The 19,149-nt window shown below is 71.8% G+C and carries 14 protein-coding genes; 5 read left to right on the top strand and 9 right to left on the bottom strand.

All coding sequences use genetic code 11. The annotated features are described in order from the left end of the window. Nucleotides 1–14 precede the first annotated feature (14 nt). Entirely contained in the window at nucleotides 15–2,984 is a 2,970-nt protein-coding gene (gene uvrA / locus ACWDX6_RS12650) for an excinuclease ABC subunit UvrA (RefSeq protein ID WP_451484923.1), read from the bottom strand. Between the two features lie 188 nt (nucleotides 2,985–3,172). Between uvrA and ACWDX6_RS12645 the strand changes: the two genes are divergently transcribed. The 3 genes from ACWDX6_RS12645 to ACWDX6_RS12635 all read left to right on the top strand — a co-directional run bounded on the left by ACWDX6_RS12645 (nucleotide 3,173) and on the right by ACWDX6_RS12635 (nucleotide 5,994). Continuing rightward, nucleotides 3,173–3,862, top strand: coding sequence for a maleylpyruvate isomerase family mycothiol-dependent enzyme (locus ACWDX6_RS12645; protein ID WP_451484922.1), 690 nt, complete (start codon nucleotides 3,173–3,175; stop codon nucleotides 3,860–3,862). Nucleotides 3,863–3,897: 35 nt separating this feature from the next. Beyond that, the gene (locus ACWDX6_RS12640) at nucleotides 3,898–4,554 is read left to right on the top strand and encodes an MBL fold metallo-hydrolase (protein ID WP_451484921.1); all 657 of its coding nucleotides are present in this window, start codon (nucleotides 3,898–3,900) and stop codon (nucleotides 4,552–4,554) included. A 147-nt stretch (nucleotides 4,555–4,701) separates the two neighbouring features. Next, nucleotides 4,702–5,994, top strand: a complete 1,293-nt coding sequence (locus tag ACWDX6_RS12635; protein ID WP_451484920.1) for an MFS transporter — start codon at nucleotides 4,702–4,704, stop codon at nucleotides 5,992–5,994. Nucleotides 5,995–6,088: 94 nt separating this feature from the next. Here ACWDX6_RS12635 and ACWDX6_RS12630 read toward each other — a convergent pair whose 3' ends face one another. The 5 genes from ACWDX6_RS12630 to ACWDX6_RS12610 form a co-directional block, all read right to left on the bottom strand. Continuing rightward, entirely contained in the window at nucleotides 6,089–7,099 is a 1,011-nt protein-coding gene (locus ACWDX6_RS12630) for a TerC family protein (protein WP_451484919.1), read from the bottom strand. A 242-nt stretch (nucleotides 7,100–7,341) separates the two neighbouring features. After that, complete coding sequence (locus ACWDX6_RS12625) at nucleotides 7,342–9,222, bottom strand: TerD family protein (protein WP_451484918.1); 1,881 nt, start codon at nucleotides 9,220–9,222, stop codon at nucleotides 7,342–7,344. An 87-nt stretch (nucleotides 9,223–9,309) separates the two neighbouring features. Then, entirely contained in the window at nucleotides 9,310–9,888 is a 579-nt protein-coding gene (locus ACWDX6_RS12620) for a TerD family protein (protein WP_403289449.1), read from the bottom strand. Between the two features lie 152 nt (nucleotides 9,889–10,040). After that, nucleotides 10,041–12,194 carry an excinuclease ABC subunit UvrB gene (uvrB, locus tag ACWDX6_RS12615; RefSeq protein ID WP_451484917.1) on the bottom strand — a complete coding sequence of 718 codons (2,154 nt, stop codon included), beginning with the start codon at nucleotides 12,192–12,194 and terminating at the stop codon, nucleotides 10,041–10,043. Nucleotides 12,195–12,268: 74 nt separating this feature from the next. Then, nucleotides 12,269–13,180 (bottom strand): MHYT domain-containing protein, encoded by a 912-nt coding sequence (locus tag ACWDX6_RS12610; RefSeq protein WP_451484916.1) that lies wholly within the window; start codon nucleotides 13,178–13,180, stop codon nucleotides 12,269–12,271. A 181-nt stretch (nucleotides 13,181–13,361) separates the two neighbouring features. On the opposite strand from ACWDX6_RS12610, the gene ACWDX6_RS12605 reads away from it, so the two are divergent. After that, nucleotides 13,362–13,895 carry a methylated-DNA--[protein]-cysteine S-methyltransferase gene (locus ACWDX6_RS12605; protein ID WP_451484915.1) on the top strand — a complete coding sequence of 178 codons (534 nt, stop codon included), beginning with the start codon at nucleotides 13,362–13,364 and terminating at the stop codon, nucleotides 13,893–13,895. A gap of 88 nt (nucleotides 13,896–13,983) precedes the next feature. Beyond that, nucleotides 13,984–15,285, top strand: a complete 1,302-nt coding sequence (locus ACWDX6_RS12600; protein ID WP_451484914.1) for an MFS transporter — start codon at nucleotides 13,984–13,986, stop codon at nucleotides 15,283–15,285. A gap of 30 nt (nucleotides 15,286–15,315) precedes the next feature. Here the strand turns inward: ACWDX6_RS12600 and ACWDX6_RS12595 are convergent, their stop codons facing one another. From ACWDX6_RS12595 to ACWDX6_RS12585, 3 genes are read right to left on the bottom strand one after another with little or no spacing between them, the layout of a single operon-like run. Continuing rightward, nucleotides 15,316–16,305 carry a TolB family protein gene (locus ACWDX6_RS12595; protein WP_451484913.1) on the bottom strand — a complete coding sequence of 330 codons (990 nt, stop codon included), beginning with the start codon at nucleotides 16,303–16,305 and terminating at the stop codon, nucleotides 15,316–15,318. Then, nucleotides 16,302–17,591 (bottom strand): MFS transporter, encoded by a 1,290-nt coding sequence (locus ACWDX6_RS12590; protein WP_451484912.1) that lies wholly within the window; start codon nucleotides 17,589–17,591, stop codon nucleotides 16,302–16,304. Before ACWDX6_RS12590 ends, ACWDX6_RS12595 begins: the two co-directional genes overlap by 4 nt. Beyond that, nucleotides 17,591–18,949 carry a discoidin domain-containing protein gene (locus ACWDX6_RS12585; RefSeq protein ID WP_451484911.1) on the bottom strand — a complete coding sequence of 453 codons (1,359 nt, stop codon included), beginning with the start codon at nucleotides 18,947–18,949 and terminating at the stop codon, nucleotides 17,591–17,593. The genes ACWDX6_RS12590 and ACWDX6_RS12585 overlap by 1 nt, the downstream gene beginning before the upstream one ends. Nucleotides 18,950–19,149: the final 200 nt, after the last annotated feature.

The following is a 19,149-nucleotide window of genomic DNA, read 5'->3' as shown; positions in this document are numbered from 1 at the left end:
GCCCCCCGTCGCCGTCACGCCTTGCGCGCGCGAGCCACCGTCTTCTTGGCCGCCGCCTTCTTCGCCGGGGTCTTCGTCGCCGCCTTCTTCGCGGCCTTGGACGCGCCGCGCGCCGCCGGGATGGTGGCGTCGCTGATCCGGTCCGCGCCAAGGATCTCGCGGAGGAACTTGCCGGTGTGGCTCGCCGGGACCGACGCCACCTCCTCGGGCGTGCCCTCGGCGATCACCAGACCGCCGCCGCTGCCGCCCTCCGGGCCCATGTCGACGACCCAGTCCGCGGTCTTGATGACATCGAGGTTGTGCTCGATGACGATCACGGAGTTGCCCTTGTCGACCAGATTGGACAGGACCTTGATCAGCTTCGAGATGTCCTCGAAGTGCAGACCCGTGGTCGGCTCGTCCAGGACGTAGACCGTGCGGCCCGTCGAGCGCTTCTGCAGCTCGGAGGCGAGCTTGACGCGCTGTGCCTCACCGCCCGACAGCGTCGGCGCGGACTGGCCGAGGCGGACGTATCCGAGCCCGACCTCGTTGAGCGTGCGCAGATGACGGGCGATCGTCGGGACGGCCTCGAAGAAGTCCAGGGCCTCCTCGATCGGCATGTCCAGCACCTCGGCGATGGACTTGCCCTTGTAGTGGACCTCCAGGGTCTCCCGGTTGTACCGGGCGCCGTGGCAGACCTCGCACGGGACGTACACGTCCGGGAGGAAGTTCATCTCGATCTTGATGGTGCCGTCGCCGGAGCAGTTCTCGCAGCGGCCGCCCTTGACGTTGAAGGAGAACCGGCCAGGCAGATAGCCGCGGACCTTCGCCTCCATCGTCTCGGCGAACAGCCTGCGGACATGGTCGAAGACGCCGGTGTACGTCGCGGGGTTGGAGCGCGGGGTGCGGCCGATCGGCGACTGGTCGACATGGACGACCTTGTCGACGAGGTCGTCGCCCTCCACGCGCGTGTGCCGCCCGGGCACCGACTTGGCGCCGTTCAGCTCGCGCGCCAGGTGGGTGTAGAGGATGTCGTTGACCAGCGTCGACTTGCCGGAGCCGGAGACTCCGGTGACGGCCGTGAGCACACCCAGCGGGAAGGAGACGTCGATGTCCCGGAGGTTGTTCTCGCGGGCGCCGTGCACCGTGAGGCGGCGCGAGGGGTCCACGGGGCGGCGGATGTCCGGCGTGGCGATGGCCCTGCGGCCCGACAGGTACTGGCCGGTGATGGACTCCTCGTTGGCGAGCAGCTCGGCCAGGGAGCCGGAGTGGACCACCTTGCCGCCGTGCTCGCCGGCGCCGGGGCCGATGTCGACGACCCAGTCGGCGACCTTGATGGTGTCCTCGTCGTGCTCGACGACGATGAGGGTGTTGCCCATGTCGCGCAGCCGGACCAGGGTCTCGATCAGCCGGTGGTTGTCGCGCTGGTGCAGCCCGATGGACGGCTCGTCCAGGACGTACAGCACACCGACCAGGCCGGAGCCGATCTGCGTGGCCAGCCGGATGCGCTGGGCCTCGCCGCCGGAGAGCGTGCCGGCCGCGCGGTTGAGGGAGAGGTAGTCGAGGCCGACGTCGACGAGGAACCGCAGCCGTTCGTTGACCTCCTTCAGGACGCGCTCGGCGATCTTCTTGTCGCGGGCGTTCAGCCTGAGGCGGCCGAGGAACTCGGCGCACTCGCTGATCGACATCGAGGAGACCTCGGCGATGGACCGCTCCATGACCGTGACCGCGAGGACGATCGGCTTGAGGCGGGTGCCCTCGCAGGTGGGGCAGGGCACCTCGCGCATGTAGCCCTCGAAGCGCTCCCGGCTGGAGTCGCTCTCGGCCTCGCTGTGGCGCCGCTTGACGAAGGAGACGGCCCCCTCGAAGGCGGGGGTGGTGTACGCCCGCTCGCGCCCGTACCGGTTGCGGTAGCGGACCTCGACCTGGGTCTTGTGGCCGTACATCAGGGCCTTCTTGGCGCGCGCGGGCAGCCCGGCGTACGGGATGTCCGTGCGGAAGCCGAGCGCCTGGGCGAGCCCGCCGATGAGCCGGCCGAAGTACTCCTTGGTGTGGCCGTGCGACCAGGGGTGGATCGCGCCCTCGTCGAGGGACCGATCTTCGTCCGGGACGATCAGCTCCGGGTCGACCTCCATGCGGGTGCCGATGCCGGTGCAGTCCGGGCAGGCTCCGAAGGGCGAGTTGAAGGAGAAGGAGCGAGGCTCCAGCTCCTCGAAGGACAGGTCGTCGTACGGGCAGTACAGGTGCTCCGAGAACATCCGCTCGCGCTCGGGGTCGTCCTCGGCGAGGTCGACGAAGTCGAGCACGACCATGCCGCCGGAGAGCCCGAGCGCGGTCTCGACCGAGTCGGTGAGCCGGCGCTTGGCGCTGTCCTTGACGGTGAGGCGGTCGACGACCACCTCGATGGTGTGCTTCTCCTGCTTCTTCAGCGTCGGCGGTTCGCTGAGCTGCACGGTCACGCCGTCGACCCGCGCCCGGCTGTAGCCCTTGGTCTGGAGGTCGGCGAAGAGGTCGACGAACTCTCCCTTGCGCTCGCGCACGAGCGGGGAGAGGACCTGGAAGCGGCTGCCCTCGGGCAGCTCCAGGACCTTGTCGACGATGGCCTGCGGCGACTGCCGGGAGATCGGCCGGCGGCACTCGGGACAGTGCGGCTTGCCGATGCGCGCGAAGAGCAGGCGGAGGTAGTCGTAGACCTCCGTGATGGTGCCGACCGTGGAGCGCGGGTTGCGCGAGGTCGACTTCTGGTCGATGGAGACGGCGGGCGAGAGGCCCTCGATGAAGTCGACGTCCGGCTTGTCCATCTGGCCGAGGAACTGCCGGGCGTACGAGGAGAGCGACTCGACGTACCGGCGCTGGCCCTCGGCGAAGATCGTGTCGAAGGCGAGGGAGGACTTGCCCGACCCGGAGAGCCCGGTGAAGACGATGAGGGAGTCACGCGGGAGGTCGAGCGAGACGTTCTTGAGGTTGTGCTCGCGAGCGCCACGAACGATGAGACGGTCGGCCACGCCGGTCCGCACCTTTCTTGAGAGAGCGGAGGCACAGGAGTGCGGGTCGCAGATATGCCTGGATGTGTCTGAATGTCCAACAACCAAGGATGCCGGATGCTTCCACCGAGCCTATAGCACGCACATTCGATTTCGAGCCTCTCCCCGCCCGCTTCACCCGAACGAGTGGCGGCGCTAGGGTCGGCGCCATGATCGATCCTGTGCGTGACCTGGCCTCTGTACGTGAAGCGACCGACCGGCTGCTCGACGCTGCCGCCTCATGGGACAACGCGACGGTGACCCAGCCGTCACGGCTCCCCGGCTGGAGCCGCGGCCATCTCCTCGCCCACCTCGCCCGCAACGCCGACGCCCTGGTGAACGTCCTCCAGGGCCGGCCCATGTACGCCTCCGCCGAGGCGCGCGACGCCGACATCGAGCGCGACGCCGGCCGGCCCCTCGACGTCCAGCTCGACGACGTCCGGGCGACCGCCGAGCGCTTCGACGCCGTGGGACGCGAGCCCGCCGACTGGGACCGGGTCGTGGAGCTCCGCAACGGTGTCACCGACCGCGCGGCGCGGGTCCCCTTCCGCCGCTGGGTGGAGGTCGCCCTGCACCATGTCGACCTCGGGGTCGGCTACGAGCTGGAGGACCTGCCCGAGGACTTCGTCCTGCGGGAGATCGACTTCCTGGCGGAGCGGTTCGCGGGCCACAAGGACGTGCCGTCGACCGGCATTCGGGCCGAGGGGGGTCAGGTGTGGACGACGGGCGGCGGCGCGGAGGGCGGCCCGGTCGCCGTCTCGGGCCCCGCGCCCGAGGTACTCGGCTGGCTCGCCGGCCGCCGCGACGGCTCCGCCCTCAAGGTGGAGGGCGGCCCGCTTCCGCAGCTCCCGCCGTTGTGACCCCCGGTGTCGGTGCCCGGCGATAGTCTGAGCCCATGACGTACAGCGGAGTGGTGAAGGTCGGCGGACCGGCGGACGTACATGAGCTGTCGGACCTGATGATCTCCAAGGTCGCGGTCGGCCCGATGGACAACAACGCCTATCTGCTGCGCTGCCGGGCCACCGGCGAGCAGCTGCTGATCGACGCGGCCGACGACGCCCGTACGCTGCTGACGCTGATCGGTGACGACGGCATCGCCTCCGTCGTCACCACCCACCAGCACGGCGACCACTGGCAGGCGCTGGCCGAGGTGGTCGCCGCGACCGGCGCCCGGACGTACGCCGGGGCGTACGACGCCGACGGGATCCCGGTCCCGACCGACGTGCGGGTCGAGGACGGCGACACGATCCGGGTCGGCCGGGTCGAGCTGACCGCCCGCCATCTGGTCGGGCACACCCCCGGCTCGATCGCCCTGGTCTACGACGACCCGCACGGCCACCCGCACGTGTTCACCGGCGACTGCCTCTTCCCGGGCGGCGTAGGCAACACCTGGGACGACCCGGAGGCCTTCGCCGGCCTCCTCCGGGACGTCGAGACCAAGCTCTTCGCCGTACTGCCGGACGAGACCTGGGTCTACCCCGGCCACGGCAGGGACACCACCCTCGGCGACGAGCGGCCGCACCTCGCCGAGTGGCGCGAGCGCGGCTGGTAGCGGCTGCGCGGGGCCGCCGGAGGTGAGGCGCGCGGCATCGGGCCGCGCGCTTCCGCACACCCGTAACCCACTCGCGCGCCGCGTAGTTGGCGCGGCATGCACGACAGTCACTCCCCACCCCCTCCACGGCCGCCGTCCGCCCCGTCCATGGCGCGGCTCGCCGCCGCCTCGCTCGTCGGCACGGCCATCGAGTTCTTCGACTTCTTCGTCTACGGAACGGCCGCCGCGCTCGTCCTCGGCCCGCTGTTCTTCCCGACCTTCTCCCCCCTCGCCGGGACGCTGGCCGCCTTCGGCACCTTCGCCGTGGGCTTCGTCGCCCGCCCGCTCGGCTCCGCGCTCTTCGGCCACATCGGCGACCGCTACGGGCGGCGCCCGGTCATGTTCGCGTCGCTGGTGCTGACCGGCTGCGCCACGGTCGCGGTCGGCTGTGTCCCCTCGTACGCGACCCTCGGCATCACCGCTCCCGTCCTCCTGCTCGTCCTGCGCTTTCTGCAGGGACTGGGCCTGGGCGGCGAGTGGGGCGGGGCGGTGCTGCTGACGGCCGAGCACGCCCCGGAGCGGCGGCGCGCGCTGTGGGCGAGCTTTCCGCAGATCGGCCCGCCGGTGGGCTTTCTGCTGGCCAACGGTGTGATGCTGGCGCTCTCGGCCGGGCTGAGCGACGCGCAGTTCCGGGAATGGGGCTGGCGGGTGCCGTTCTGGGCGGCCGGGCTGCTCGCCGCGGGCGGCCTGCTGCTGCGCTCGTCGCTGGCGGAGACCCCTCAGTTCCAGGAGCTGGCCGCGTCGGGCCGACGGGCGAACGCGCCCCTGGCGGAGGTGGCACGCGGCCACTGGCGTCTGGTGCTGCTGACGGCGGGTGCGCTCGCGGTCGGGTACGCCGTCTTCTACACCGTCTCCACGTGGGCCCTCGCCTACGGCACCGAGCGGCTCGGGGTCGACCGGACCGTGATGCTGGTCTGCGTCATGGGGGCGGTGGCGATCAGCGGCGTGGTGACGCCGTTCGTCGCGCTGCTCGGCGACCGCTACGGCCGACGGCCGCTGTGCCTGGTGGGCTGCGCCGCCTCCGCGGTCTGGATGTTCCCCATGGTGGGGCTGCTGCACACCGCCCGGCCGGTGCCGATGTTCCTCGGGTTCACGGGCGCCCTGCTGGCGTTCATCACGATGTTCGCGGTGGTCGCCGCGTACCTTCCGGAGCTGTACGAGCCTCGGGTGCGGTGCACGGGCGCGGCGGTCGGCTACAACCTCGCCGGCGTGCTGGGCGGAGCCCTGACGCCGATCGTCGCGACGGCCGTCTCGGCCGGCGGCACGGGCGCGCCCTGGGGCGTGGCGGCCTACCTGACGGTGGTGGCGCTGGTGAGCCTGGGGTGCTTCGCCCTGCTTCCGGAGACGCTTCCGGCCCGGACCATGGCTCCGGAGAAGGCGCGGGTCCCAGAGGGGCTCTAGCCGGTCGGGACGGGTCCCGGAACGCGCCGCGGCCGGTGCGGGCGGTGGTGTGCCGCCCGCACCGGCCGCGGTGCGCTGTGTCCGAACGGGGCGGTCAGGCCCCGACGCTGTCCTTCTCGGTCTCGCCGGAATCCACCGACTTCGTGGACGCCGCGGCCTCGGCCGCCTCGCGCTCCGCCTGCTTCTTGGAGGCGATCAGGCTGGTGATCGTCGTGATGATCAGAACGCCGCAGATGACGGTGAGCGAGAACGGGATGGAGATCTCGGGGACGTGCACCCCGGACTCGTGCAGTGCGTGCAGCACCAGCTTCACGCCGATGAAGCCGAGGATCACCGACAGGCCGTAGCTGAGGTGGACCAGCTTCTTCAGCAGGCCGCCGATGAGGAAGTACAGCTGCCGCAGACCCATCAGGGCGAAGGCGTTGGCGGTGAAGACGATGTACGGGTCCTGGGTGAGGCCGAAGATCGCCGGGATCGAGTCGAGGGCGAAGAGCACGTCGGTGGTGCCGATGGCCAGCATGACGACCATCAGCGGGGTCAGCACCCGCTTGCCGTTCACCTTCAGGAAGAGCTTCGTGCCGTGGTACTTGTCGGCGACGCCGAACTTCTTCTCGATGGACTTGAGGAGACGGTTCTCCTCGAACTCGTCCTCCTCGTCGTGGGAGCGCGCCTCCTGGATGAGCTTCCAGGCGGTGTAGATCAGGAACGCGCCGAAGATGTAGAACACCCAGGAGAAGCTGGCGATGATCGCGGCGCCGGCGGCGATGAAGATCGCGCGCAGGACGAGGGCGATCAGCACACCGATGAGCAGCACGCGCTGCTGGAGGTGGGAGGGCACCGAGAACTTCGCCATGATCAGGACGAAGACGAAGAGGTTGTCGACACTGAGCGACTTCTCGGTGATGAAGCCGGCGAAGAACTCTCCGGACGCCTGGCTGTTGCCGAAGAACAGCAGCCCCAGGCCGAAGAGCACGGCGAGGACGATCCAGACGACCGTCCAGGTCCCGGCTTCCTTGATCGATACGTCGTGGGGCTTGCGCCCGATGAAGAAGTCGATAGCGATGAGGGCGGTCAGACCGAGAATGGTCAGCACCCACAGGCTCATTGAAACGTCCACTGCGCCTCCGGCGTCGTACGGCTACTGATCAGCGTCGTCGCTGCCGGAGGTCTCTTCCACCCGGGCCCCTTGGGGGCGACCGGGCCGACGCCCCGGGATCAGACCGCTCACGATCTGTCCGTATTGACGGGAACGCCGCACCAGGGGAGTACTCCCCTCCGCGCCGAGAAGATTACCCGAAGAACCAAGAGAAGGTAAAGCGAAGGATAAAGAAGCCTCAAACAGGCAGGTCAGCCCCATTGCCGACGGGCGTCGGCGACCTGCCTCAGGACCTGGCGCAGCACGTCGCCGCCGGGCGGAAGCCGGGGCGGCTCGTACGTCCAGGCATGGCCGACCCAGGGGTCGGCGAGGTGGTCGTCCACCACGGGGGTGAGCCGCAGCAGCGAGCGCCACAGCGGGTCGAGGACGGGGCCGTAGGCCGAGGCGTCCTCGCGGTCGGCGACCATCAGCAGATGGACTCCGACCGCCGGGCCCTCGTCCGCGAGATAGCGGAGCCGGGTGACCGCCCGGTCGTCGAAGCCGTGCGGGAAGTCGTGGACGATCAGCAACCGCTCGGCGGTGTCCATGCCGGGCGGCAGCGCGTCGGCGGCGTCGGCCCTGACCGCCATCTGGAGCAGGTCGACCCGCTCGGTGAGCTGCGCGAGGACGGCGTCGACCCCGGCGGGTCCGGCGGCCGGCGGTCCGGCGAGGACCCCCGCCTCGACGAGCGGCGCGAGGGAAGCGGAGCCTGAGCCCGCCGGGTCGATGACATGGACGGCGAACTCGCCGGACGGGTACACGGCGAGCAGCCGGGCGGCATGGGCGACGGCGGCGTCCATGGCGAGGCGGCGCAGCTCGGCCGCGTCGAGGAGGCCCGCGGTCTCGGAGCGGCCGCGCCCGCTGTCCACCCACAGGCCCCGCTCCAGGGGGAGCCGGACGAGCATGGGGATGCGCAGGTCGGGGCGCTCGGGGAGATGCAGGTCGCCGAGGCGGACGGCCGACGGAGCCTCCATCGGGACGCGGTAGGCGTGCCAGACGGGGTTGTCCCAGCGGGCGAAGGCGGCGGGCAGCGCGGGCTCGACGACCTGGGCCTCGGCGGCCAGCTGGGCGAGGTCCCGGTCCAGGGCCTCCTGGGCGCGGGCGGTGAGCTCGTCGTGCTTGGCGCGAGCCGCCTCGCGGGCGGCGTCCCCGGCGCCGCCGATCCGGCTCCGCGGGTCGGACAGGGCGCGGTCGAGCTCCTGGTCGAGACGGGACTCGGCGAAGTCGCAGGCGCTGCGGTACGCGGCGGTGGTGCGGGCCAGGTCCTCGAACATGCCCCACACCTGGTTGTAGAGCCGCTCCTCCATGGACCAGCCGGAGGCGTCGCCGGCGACGGGAACGGGGTACCCGGTGGGCGGGAGCGCGGGCCCCGGCTCCGGTGCGGGCTTCGGAGGCGCCTGACGGCGGGGGTGCGCGTAGTCGACGGGCCCGTCGCCGATGGGGGGCGGGGGTGCGTCCTGGTGGTCGGCGGCGACCGGGGCCGTGTGCCGGACGCGCTCCGTCTCCGGGACGCGCGGGGGCGGGGCGGAGACCGATCGGGCCAGGCCCCGGGCGACCGCGTCCAGGATCGAGGCGGCGAGTTCGGCGGGGCGCTCCATGCCCTGGTCGCCGAGCATGGCCGCGAGGCCGCCTTCGTACCCCTGGCCCATGGCGCGGACCTTCCAGGCGCCCTGTCGGCGGTACAGCTCCAGGGCGACGACGGCGGACTCACGGTCGAGGCCGGTGATCGTGTAGCTGGCGATCTCGGTGCCGTCGAGGCCGGTCACCGCGACGAAGGGCGCCGCGACGGCGCCGAAGCGGGCCGGGCCGCCGACGCCGACGGGCAGCGCCAGGAGGACCGAGACCAGGTGCACGCCGGCCGGAAGCGCTTCGAGGTCGAGGGCGAGGCGGTGCTCGGCGGCGGCCTGCTGCGAGACCTCCACGCCGGGCAGCGAGGGCGAGCCGGGGTGGGCGATCCACTCGGCCCCGCCCATCCTGCCCCGCTCGTCGCAGAGGGTGGCACCGGCGACGACCGGATGGCCGGCCGACACCCTGATCTCCAGTCGGGTGTCGGGCAGGGGGTGGTTCTGCCCCCGGACCAGCTCGGCCGTCATCGACTCTGTCCCCTCGGGTGTGCGGATAGGACAGCTCCCGGCGGCCTGCTGCCTCCGGGAGCTGTGGGTGCGCCTGCGGTGCCCCGCCTACAGATGCGGCAGGATCGCGGGCATGAGGTCCTGGAACGTACGGCCGTTGGCCGGGTTGCCCAGGGCCGTCATCTGCCAGCCGGAACCGGCGCGGTGCACCTTCGCCATGATCTGCGCGGTGTACTGGCCGCCGCCGTCCAGGGTGTAGCGCGCGAGCTCCTGGCCGTTGGTCTCGTCGACGATCCGGCAGAAGGCGTTCTGCACCTCCTGGAACGTCTGGCCGGTGAAGGAGTTCACCGTGAAGACGATCTGGTCGATGTGGACGGGGAGGCGCTCGAGGTCGACCAGGATCGACTCGTCGTCGCCGCCCTGGCCGGCGCCGCCGACCAGGTTGTCACCGGTATGGCGGACCGAGCCGTCGTCGCTCACCAGATGACGGAAGAAGACCACGTCCACCGGCTGCTTGTCGGCGAAGAGCACCGCGGAGGCGTCCAGGTCGACCTCCCGGGTGCGCGAGCCGAACAGGCCGCGGCGCGGCGCCGCCCGCCAGCCGAGCCCCATCCGTACCGACGTAAGGGACCCTCCGCCCTGCTTCTCCAGGCTGATGGCCTGCCCCTTGGTCATGTTGACCGTCACGCGCTGTCCCCTCTCGTCGCTGTCCCCGCGGCCGTCCTGCTGTGCGTGCGGTTGACCAGCACCCTACGCAGGGGCACTGACAGCGCAGCAGACGCGGTCCGGTTTTGTGTCGGTCCTGCAACACACCGGACCGCGCAGGGGCCCGCGTGCCGTCAGGCGAGTCCCGCCTCCCGCATCTGGCGCAACTCCTTCTTCAGCTCTCCTACTTCGTCCCGGAGCCGGGCGGCCACCTCGAACTGCAGCTCCGCCGCGGCGGCGCGCATCCGGTCGGTCATCTCCTCGATGATGGCGGCCAGTTCGGTGGCCGGGCGGTCGCCGAGCTGAACCGTCGAACCGGCCGCGCCCGCCTTGCCGGCCTTGCCCCTGGTCCTGCCCGTGGTGCCGTGCGCGGCGAGGGAGGGTACGGGGGCCTTGGCCCCCTTCCCGTCCTTGGTCTGGCGGTAGCCGGTGCCGAGCAGCTGCTCCGTGTCGACCTCCTCGCGGGCGATGGTGGCGACGATGTCGTTGATCTTCTTGCGGAGCGGCTGCGGGTCGATGCCGTGGGCGGTGTTGTACGCGATCTGCTTCTCGCGGCGCCGGTTCGTCTCGTCGATGGCCTTCTCCATCGCCGGCGTCATCGTGTCCGCGTACATGTGGACCTGGCCCGAGACGTTGCGCGCCGCGCGGCCGATGGTCTGGATCAGCGAGGTGCCGGAGCGCAGGAAGCCCTGCTTGTCGGCGTCGAGGATGGCGACCAGCGACACCTCGGGCAGGTCGAGGCCCTCACGGAGCAGGTTGATGCCGACCAGGACGTCGTACTCGCCGGAGCGCAGTTCGCGCAGCAGCTCGATACGGCGCAGGGTGTCGACGTCGCTGTGCAGATAGCGGACCTGGATGCCGAGTTCGAGGAAGTAGTCGGTGAGGTCCTCGGCCATCTTCTTGGTGAGGGTGGTGACGAGCACGCGCTCGTCCTTCTCGGTGCGCAGCCGGATCTCGTGGACCAGGTCGTCGATCTGGCCCTCGGTGGGCTTCACGACGACCTGGGGGTCCACCAGGCCGGTGGGGCGAATGATCTGTTCGACGAAGCCGTCCGAGCGGGACAGCTCGTACGTGCCGGGGGTCGCGGAGAGGTAGACCGTCTGACCGATCCGCTGCTGGAACTCCTCCCACTTCAGCGGGCGGTTGTCGAGCGCGGAGGGGAGCCGGAACCCGTGGTCGACCAGGGTCCGCTTGCGGGAGGCGTCGCCTTCGTACATCGCGCCGATCTGCGGGACGGTGACGTGCGACTCGTCGATGACGAGCAGGAAGTCCTCGGGGAAGTAGTCGAGGAGCGTGTTGGGGGCGGAGCCGGGCTCGCGGTCGTCGAAGTGCATGGAGTAGTTCTCGATGCCGGAGCAGGAGCCGATCTGGCGCATCATCTCGATGTCGTACGTCGTCCGCATGCGCAGTCGCTGGGACTCCAGCATCTTGCCCTGCTTGTCGAGTTCGGCGAGGCGGCTCTCGAGCTCGCGCTCGATGCCGTTGATCGCCTTCTCCATGCGCTCCGGGCCGGCCACATAGTGGCTGGCGGGGAAGACGTACAGCTCGCGGTCCTCGCTGATGATCTCGCCGGTGAGCGGGTGGAGCGTGGAGAGCGCCTCGATCTCGTCGCCGAACATCTCGATGCGGACGGCGAGCTCCTCATAGACCGGGAAGATCTCGATGGTGTCGCCGCGGACCCGGAAGGTGCCCCGGGTGAACGCGAGGTCGTTGCGGGTGTACTGGATGTCGACGAAGCGGCGCAGCAGCTGGTCGCGGTCGATCTCCTCGCCCACCTTGAGGGGGACCATGCGGTCCACGTACTCCTGGGGCGTTCCGAGGCCGTAGATGCAGGAGACGGAGGCCACCACGACGACGTCGCGGCGGGTGAGCAGCGAGTTCGTCGCGGAGTGGCGCAGCCGCTCGACCTCCTCGTTGATCGAGGAGTCCTTCTCGATGTAGGTGTCCGACTGCGGGACGTACGCCTCGGGCTGGTAGTAGTCGTAGTACGAGACGAAGTACTCGACGGCGTTGTTCGGCAGGAGCTCGCGGAACTCGTTCGCCAGCTGGGCGGCGAGGGTCTTGTTGGGCGCCATGACGAGCGTGGGGCGTTGCAGCTTCTCGATCATCCACGCGGTGGTCGCCGACTTGCCGGTGCCGGTGGCACCGAGCAGGACGACGTCCTTCTCGCCGGCGCGGACGCGCCGCTCGAGGTCGGCAATGGCCGTGGGCTGGTCGCCGCTGGGCTGGTAGGGGCTGACGACCTCGAAAGGCGCCACCGTACGTTCGATCTGGGAAACGGGCCGCATGCAACCACCGTACGACCCCCCACTGACAGTCGGGCGGTGAACGGTCGACGGGGCCGGCCGCGGGGATCTTCCGCTCACCACTCCCGCGAGTGGTGGGCGCCCCGGCGGGCTCCGCGGCGGGCTCCCCGGCGCGCCTGTCGGCCGGAGGGCGGCCGGGACGACCAGTTGGCGGGCTCGCCGTAGGCGGCGGGGCGGCGCGGCGCGGGCACACCGGGGCGGGGACCGCGCGGGGCCGCGGGCCGCTGCCAGTCGGGTTCGCCCATGACGAGCAGGGGGTCGAACATGACGACGACCGCGGCCAGGAGGAGGAAGACGGCGGGACCGATCAGCATCGGCAGCAGCGAGGTGGCGGGGTCGCCGGAGCCGGAGAGGGCGACCGTGTCGTGGAGGTGGACGTTGACCGCCGCCATGCCGGTGTAGTGCATACCACTGACGGCGAGGCCCATCACCATGCTGGCGCCGAGGCTGGCCAGAAATCCGTGCACCGAGACGGCGGCCCAGAGGGCGGCGGTGGCGGCCACGACCGCGATGACGACGGAGAGGGCGACGGTGGGGGTGTCGTACTCGATGCGCCCCTGGAGCCGCATTCCCGCCATGCCGAGGTAGTGCATCGTGGCGATGCCGAGGCCGGTGATCGTGCCGCCGGTGACCAGGGTGAGGGGGGCGGCGCCGCGGTAGCCGACGATGAAGACGCCGATGCCGACCATCAGGACGGCGACGCCCAGGCTGGCGAAGGTGAGGGGTTTGTCGTAGCTGACGGGCGCCTGCCGGACGGTGAAGCCCATCATGGCGATGAAGTGCATCGTCCAGATGCCGCTGCCGATCGAGGTGGCTCCCAGCGCCAGCCAGCCGGCCTTGAAGGTGTCCCGGTTGCGGAGCGATCTGGTGGTGCAGCGCAGCCCCAGGGCGCCGCCGAGGCAGGCCATGAGATAGGCGGCCACCGGCGTGACGAGGCCGTAACTGAATCCGTCGACCGTGCCCTGCATGAGCGTGTGTCCTCCACCCGTGGCGCAACGTCGTCCGAAAACAGTCGGTACCGCTGAGTAGTGCTGGGGCGAGATTATGGCGCGCGGGCGGCACGGCGACCATGAGGTCCGGGAATTGGCGGGGGTGAGACCGCGGTGAGACCGAGCCGTGATGTCAGTGGCGGGTCGTACCGTGAGCGGCATGGACTCCACGGTGGAATGGGCGGTGGTCGGCAGTGGCATCGGCCCGCTGTTGCTGGCCGCGACCGATCGCGGCCTGGTGAGCGTCGTCTTCCACGCCCGCGAGGCGGTGCGCGAGAGGGCGCTGGAGCGGCTGGCGGGGCAGCTCGGGGCGGAGCCGGTGGAGAGTGCAACGGGCCGGCTGGCCGAGCCGATACGGCAGCTCGCGGAGTACTTCTCCGGTGGGCGGCGGGAGTTCCGGGCCCCTCTGGACTGGGCGCTGACGACCGGGTTCCACCGGCAGGTGCTGCGCGAGCTGGCGGAGGGGGTGCCGTACGGGACGGTCGTGGGGTACGGCGAGCTCGCCCGGAGGGTCGGGCAGCCGGGCGCGGCGCAGGCGGTCGGGGCGGCGATGGGAGCCAATCCGCTTCCGGTGCTCGTGCCGTGCCATCGGGTGGTGGAGAGCGACGGCGGTCTCGGCGGGTTCGGCGGTGGTCTGGAGACGAAGCGGACGCTGCTGGCCCTGGAGGGCGTACTGCCGCAGCCGCTGTTCTGAGCGGCCGGGGAGCCCGGACGAGGCGCGTCCCCCTCGGGTGTCCGGTGGTGGCGTTCCCCTCCCGCGAGGCGGCTGGCACACTCGCGTAATGACCCGGACGCCCGACGCCCCTGACACGCCCGATACCGCCCCTGTCGGCGGTATGTCCGCCTCCGTCACGGCCGCCGGACTGCCGGCGGTGCGCCGACGGATCCAGGCGGTCCTGATCGCCAGCCAGATACTCGGCGGGCTGGGCATCGCCATCGGCGTCTCGCTCGCCGCCGTGCTGGCCAAGGAGGTCAGCGGCACGGAGGCCCTGTCGGGACTCGCGTCGACCGCGTCGGTGGCCGGTCCGGCCCTGCTCGCCATGCCGCTGGCCGCGCTGATGGCCTCGCGGGGACGCCGCTCCGGGCTCGTGCTCGCCTATCTGGTGGCGGTGCTGGGCGCCGGGATCGTCGTCCTGGGTGCGGTCGTGGGCAACTTCCCGCTGCTCCTGGTGGGTCTGGTCGGCTTCGGCGCCGGGTCCTCGGCCAACCTGGCGGCCCGCTTCGCCGCCGCCGACCTCGCGGAACCGGACCGCCGGGGCCGCGCCATCTCCACGGTGGTGTGGGCGACGACGATCGGAGCCGTCCTCGGCCCGAACGTCGCGGCGCCGGCCGGCGAGAGCGTCGCGGGCCTCGGCATTCCGGCGACGGCGGGGCCGTTCGTCTGGGCGGCCGGGGTGTTCCTGATCGCCGCCGCCATGGTGGCCCTGCTGCTGCGCCCCGACCCGCTGCTCACCGCCCGCGCCCTGGCCGGTCCCGAGGAGAGCGAGGAGGCCGGCGCCCGATCCCTCAGGGCGGGGATGCGGGCCGTCCGGGCATCGTCGCGGGCCCGCCTCGCCCTGGTCACCGTGGCCGCCTCGCACACCGCCATGGTCTCGATCATGTCGATGACGCCGGTGGCGCTGAGCCACCACGGCGCGGGCCTCCAGCTGATCGGTCTGGTGATCAGCGTCCACATCGCCGGCATGTACGCCTTCTCACCGGTGATGGGCTGGCTCTCGGACCGGCTGGGCCGGCTCTCCGTGATCGGCCTGGCGGTCGGTCTGCTCTCGGCGGCCGCGCTCCTGGCGGGCACCGCGGGGGCGAGCCACGCCCGGACCACGGCGGGTCTGTTCCTGCTGGGACTCGGCTGGTCCGCGGGCCTGGTGTCGGGTTCGGCGCTGCTGACGGACTCGGTCCCCCGGGCGGCCAGGGCGGCGGTCCAGGGCCTCTCGGACTTCACCATGAACACGGCGGCGGGCGTCGGTGGCCTGACGGCGGGTCTGATCGTCGCCCAGGCCGGCTACGGCTGGCTCAACGCGGTGGGCGCGTGCCTGCTGCTGCCGATGGCGGCGCTGGCGGTACGGGGATCGGTACGGCGCGCCTGACGGATCCCACGCGGGGCGGCACCAGCGGGGTCAGCGCGGCAGCGCCGGGGACGTCGCGCCGGACAGCAGCAGGCGCGGCGCGCCCGTGCCGTCGGCGGGAACGGTCCATACGGCCCCCTCGTGCCCGTAGGCAAGGGTGGCGTCGTCGGTCCAGACCGCCTGGTCGTCGATGCTCCGCCGCTCAGCGACCGGGTGTTCGCGCAGGGTGCGCAGGTCGAGGACGTACAGCCGCCATGGGGCCTCGGGGTCGGCGGAGACCTTCTTCTTGAAGGCGATCCGGGTGTCGTCCGGTGACAGCGACGGGCATTCGACGTTCTCCCGCAGGGCCCTGGCCGACCAGGTCCGCAGGTCGCCCTCGACGAGATGGGTACGGCCCTTCGTGGCGACGGTGGCGTAGAAGCGGTTGTCGTCGCGGGCGAAGGAGACGCCCCAGTAGTTGACGTCAGGGGCGTGGTAGCGGCGGCCGTCGAGGGTGAGCGGGATCTGTTCCATGTTCTTGACCAGATAGCCGGTGCGCAGGTCGAGGAGTGCGGTCCTGGTCGAGAAGGCGGAGGTGGCGTACGAGTCGCCGGTGGCGAACATGGTCCAGGAGAGCATGCGTCCCGAGGCGGAGACCCGGGCCCGGTTGGGGATGCCGGGCAGCGCGATCCGGCGCAGTTCGCGCAGCCGCCGGTCGAGCACGAGGGCGTACGAGCGGGGCGGGACCCCGGGCCGCCGCTGGAGGCAGAGAGCGGTGCCGCCGGCGGCGTGGAACCGGTCGCACGCGGGTCCGCCGAGCAGCCGGGAGTCGGGGGCGGAGGCCGGGTCGTGGCGGGCGACGCGGCCCGTGGCGGTGTCGCGGACGTACAGCCGTCCCCGGGGGCCGTCGAGACCGAAGGCCGGGGCGGCCCCGGACGCCTCCACGCGCGCGGAGGTCCGTTCGGCGGCCCGGAGGGTGTAGACGGTGGCTCCGCAGGCGAGCAGGAGGACGGCGACGACGAGTGCCCGGATGCGACGCGCGCGGGGAGGAGAGCCGTTCATGTGGGGGGCCTTTCGGAGGACGGGGGCCTTTCGGACGGAAGGGTGTCGGGCAGCAGGGTGTCGGACAGCAGGCACCGGGCGCCCGCGACTGCCGCCACCAGCCCGGCGACGGCGAGGAGGAGAGCCGTGGACGGCCCCCACACCGTCCAGGCGGCCCCGAAGCCTGCCGCGGCGAGCAGGCGGGCCAGCGCCTGGACGGTCTGGACGAGGGCGAGCCCGGACGCCCTTCGCCCGGCCGGGAGCAGCGGGCCGGCCAGCGCCATCAGGACCCCGTCCGTGGCGGCGTAGAAGACCCCGAGCAGGCCGAGGACGAGCCCCAGCACGACCAGGTCGGGGCCGGGGGCGAGGAGGAGGACGTAGGCGAGGAGCAGGGCGCCGTGCCCGTACAGGAAGGGGCGGCGGCGCCCGATCCGGTCGGCGAGCCGGCCGGCCGGGACGGCCAGCAGCAGATAGGCCGCCGCGGCGCCCAGCGGCAGGAACGGGAACCAGGTGACGGCCAGGTCGAGCCGCCGCTGGAGCAGCAGGTAGACGAACGCGTCCCCGACGGTGACGGCGCCGAGCAGCGCGGTGGCGCCGAGGACTCTCCGGTAGCGCGCGGAGCGCAGCGGCGCGAGCAGCACGGCCGCGCGCGGCCGTGGGCTCCGGCTCGTGCGGCCGGCCGCCGGCCCGTCGGGGACGAGGACCACGAGGAGCAGCACTCCGGCGACGCCCGTGCAGAAGCTGACGACGAAGACGGCGTCGTACGCGTCCGCCGTCGCCCAGAGCAGCGCGAACGCGGCGAGCGGGCCGAGGAGGGCGCCGGTCGTGTCCATCGCCCTGTGGACCCCGAAGGCGCGGCCCAGGCCGTCGGGCGGGCTGCTGAGGGTGATCAGCGCGTCGCGGGGTGCGGTACGGATTCCCTTGCCGAGCCGGTCGCCGGCGAGCGCGGCCGCGATCCAGCCCGTGGCGCCGCCCGCGAGGAGCAGTCCGAGGCGGGAGCAGGCGGAGAGCGCGTACCCGATCCCGGCGACCCGCTTGTGGCGCCCTCCCCGGTCGGCCGCGTGACCGCCGACGAGCCGGACGAGCGCGGTGGCGCCGTTGAAGAGGCCGTCGAGCAGGCCGAACTGGAGCGGGGAGAGGCCGAGCCCGACCACGAGATAGAGCGGCAGGACGGCCGTCACCATCTCCGAGGAGATGTCGGTGACGAGGCTGACCGCGCCCAGCGCGAGAACGGTGCCGGAGACGCGCCGGCGCTCCCCTGGAGGGGGCGGCGGCGCGTCCGGGCGACCGGTGGTCGCCAGGTACATCAGTGGCAGGTGTAGGTCGGAGCGGAGTCCTTGACCTGGCCGTCGGTGCCGACGTACTGCCAGGTGTAGGTCGTGTCGGTGAGGTCCAGCTTCAGTACGCCGTACGTTCCGCTGATCCGCTTCTGGCTGTGGGGCTGGACCGTCTCGATCGGGTAGGGCTCGGCGCCGCCCATGCCGCCGACGATCTCCACGATGCCGTCGGGGGTGGCCCGCCCAGAGGGGTCCTGGGGGACGAACCGTTCGTAGTGGTGGTCGTGTCCGTTGAGGACGAGGTCGGCCTTCGCCCCGTACAGGATCTGCCAGACGGGCTTGGAGACGGGGTCGTTGCCGTGGCCGCCGGAGGAGTACAGCGGGTGGTGGAAGTAGGCGGCGACACAGCGCTTGGTGTTGCGGGCGAGATCGTCCTTGAGCCACCGGATCTGCGCGGAGTCGTCGAAGGAGTTGGAGTCGAGGGCGATGAAGTGCCAGTTGCCCTCGTCGTAGCTGTAGTACGGCTTGCCCTGCGGGTAGGCGACGGCGCCGAAGTACGCCTTGTAGCCGGCGAGCGGGCCGGCCGGGTCGTAGGTCTCGTGGTTGCCGGGCACCGGGCGTGTCTTCGCCTTGAACGCGCCCCAGGTCTTGTCGTAGTAGGCGCGGAAGTCGGAGAGCAGGGCGTCGTCGTACTGGTTGTCGCCCATCGTCAGATAGAACTTCGGGTTGATCCGTTGTGCCTGGGCCGCGGTCCTCGGGTGGGCGCAGGAGCTGCTGGAGGCGGTGCACTGGGCGGCGATGTCACCGGCCGCGACGACCGTGAAGGCGCCGGAGGGAGGGGGTCCCGTGACGGTGCCGTACACCTCTACTTCGTAGAGGGAGTAGCCGTACGACGTACCGCGCGCGGTGCCGTGGACGCGCAGATGGCGGCCCTTGCCGGTGAGACCGGTCCAGTCGTCGGTGCCGCCGTCGCCGGCGGTCTCGGTGGCGAGCCGGGTCCAGGTGGCGCCGTCGGCGGAGATCTCGACGCGGTACGCCGTGGCGTAGGCGGCCTCCCAGGAGAGGCGGACGCGCGAGACCGTTGCGGCCGCGCCCAGGTCGACCCCGATCCACTGGGGGTCGGAGCCTTCGGCGCTGGCCCACCGGGTGGAGGGGTCGCCGTCGAAGGCCTTGCCCGCGGGGAAGGCGGAGTTCTCGACGGACGAGGAGGTGGCGGGCTTGCCACGGGAGATCAGCGGGTCGGCGGCGGCGCCGGCGTGCCCGGGGGAGGCGAGCAGCAGTCCGCCGACGAGGAGGAGCACGGCGGCGAGGAGGAGGGGCGGGGTGAGGTGGGGGACGCGGGTGAGGGGGGTGGTGCGGCGTGGTGGGGCGGAGGCGTACAGGCGCATACCTGGGCTCCCTGGCCTTGAGGGACGGCGAGAGCTGGACACCGGTGCGGTACACCGCCCCCTGCCCGGGAAGGTCCGTGGGCGCGCGGGACATGGGCAGGGCGACGGCGTACGGCGGCCGGGTCAGAGCTCTCGCTGAGCGCGTCACGCCCACAGGGTTCGGGCGCCGCGCCAAGCCGCTGAGCGGGAGCGTATCTGAT

The sequence above is a fragment of the Streptomyces sp. NPDC003027 genome, assembly GCF_053591435.1.
Note: the sequence above shows the minus strand (reverse complement) of the source record. Positions and strands in the feature narration are given on the sequence as shown.

Coding starts and splice junctions, on each gene's coding strand:
- ACWDX6_RS12630 (WP_451484919.1), bottom strand. CDS start 7,099: ATGAGCCTGTGGGTGCTGACCATTCTCGGTCTGACCGCCCTCATCGCT.
- ACWDX6_RS12635 (WP_451484920.1), top strand. CDS start 4,702: ATGGCGCGGCTCGCCGCCGCCTCGCTCGTCGGCACGGCCATCGAGTTC.
- ACWDX6_RS12595 (WP_451484913.1), bottom strand. CDS start 16,305: ATGAACGGCTCTCCTCCCCGCGCGCGTCGCATCCGGGCACTCGTCGTC.
- ACWDX6_RS12600 (WP_451484914.1), top strand. CDS start 13,984: ATGACCCGGACGCCCGACGCCCCTGACACGCCCGATACCGCCCCTGTC.
- ACWDX6_RS12640 (WP_451484921.1), top strand. CDS start 3,898: ATGACGTACAGCGGAGTGGTGAAGGTCGGCGGACCGGCGGACGTACAT.
- ACWDX6_RS12610 (WP_451484916.1), bottom strand. CDS start 13,180: ATGCAGGGCACGGTCGACGGATTCAGTTACGGCCTCGTCACGCCGGTG.
- ACWDX6_RS12585 (WP_451484911.1), bottom strand. CDS start 18,949: ATGCGCCTGTACGCCTCCGCCCCACCACGCCGCACCACCCCCCTCACC.
- uvrB (WP_451484917.1), bottom strand. CDS start 12,194: ATGCGGCCCGTTTCCCAGATCGAACGTACGGTGGCGCCTTTCGAGGTC.
- ACWDX6_RS12590 (WP_451484912.1), bottom strand. CDS start 17,591: ATGTACCTGGCGACCACCGGTCGCCCGGACGCGCCGCCGCCCCCTCCA.
- ACWDX6_RS12645 (WP_451484922.1), top strand. CDS start 3,173: ATGATCGATCCTGTGCGTGACCTGGCCTCTGTACGTGAAGCGACCGAC.
- ACWDX6_RS12625 (WP_451484918.1), bottom strand. CDS start 9,222: ATGACGGCCGAGCTGGTCCGGGGGCAGAACCACCCCCTGCCCGACACC.
- ACWDX6_RS12605 (WP_451484915.1), top strand. CDS start 13,362: ATGGACTCCACGGTGGAATGGGCGGTGGTCGGCAGTGGCATCGGCCCG.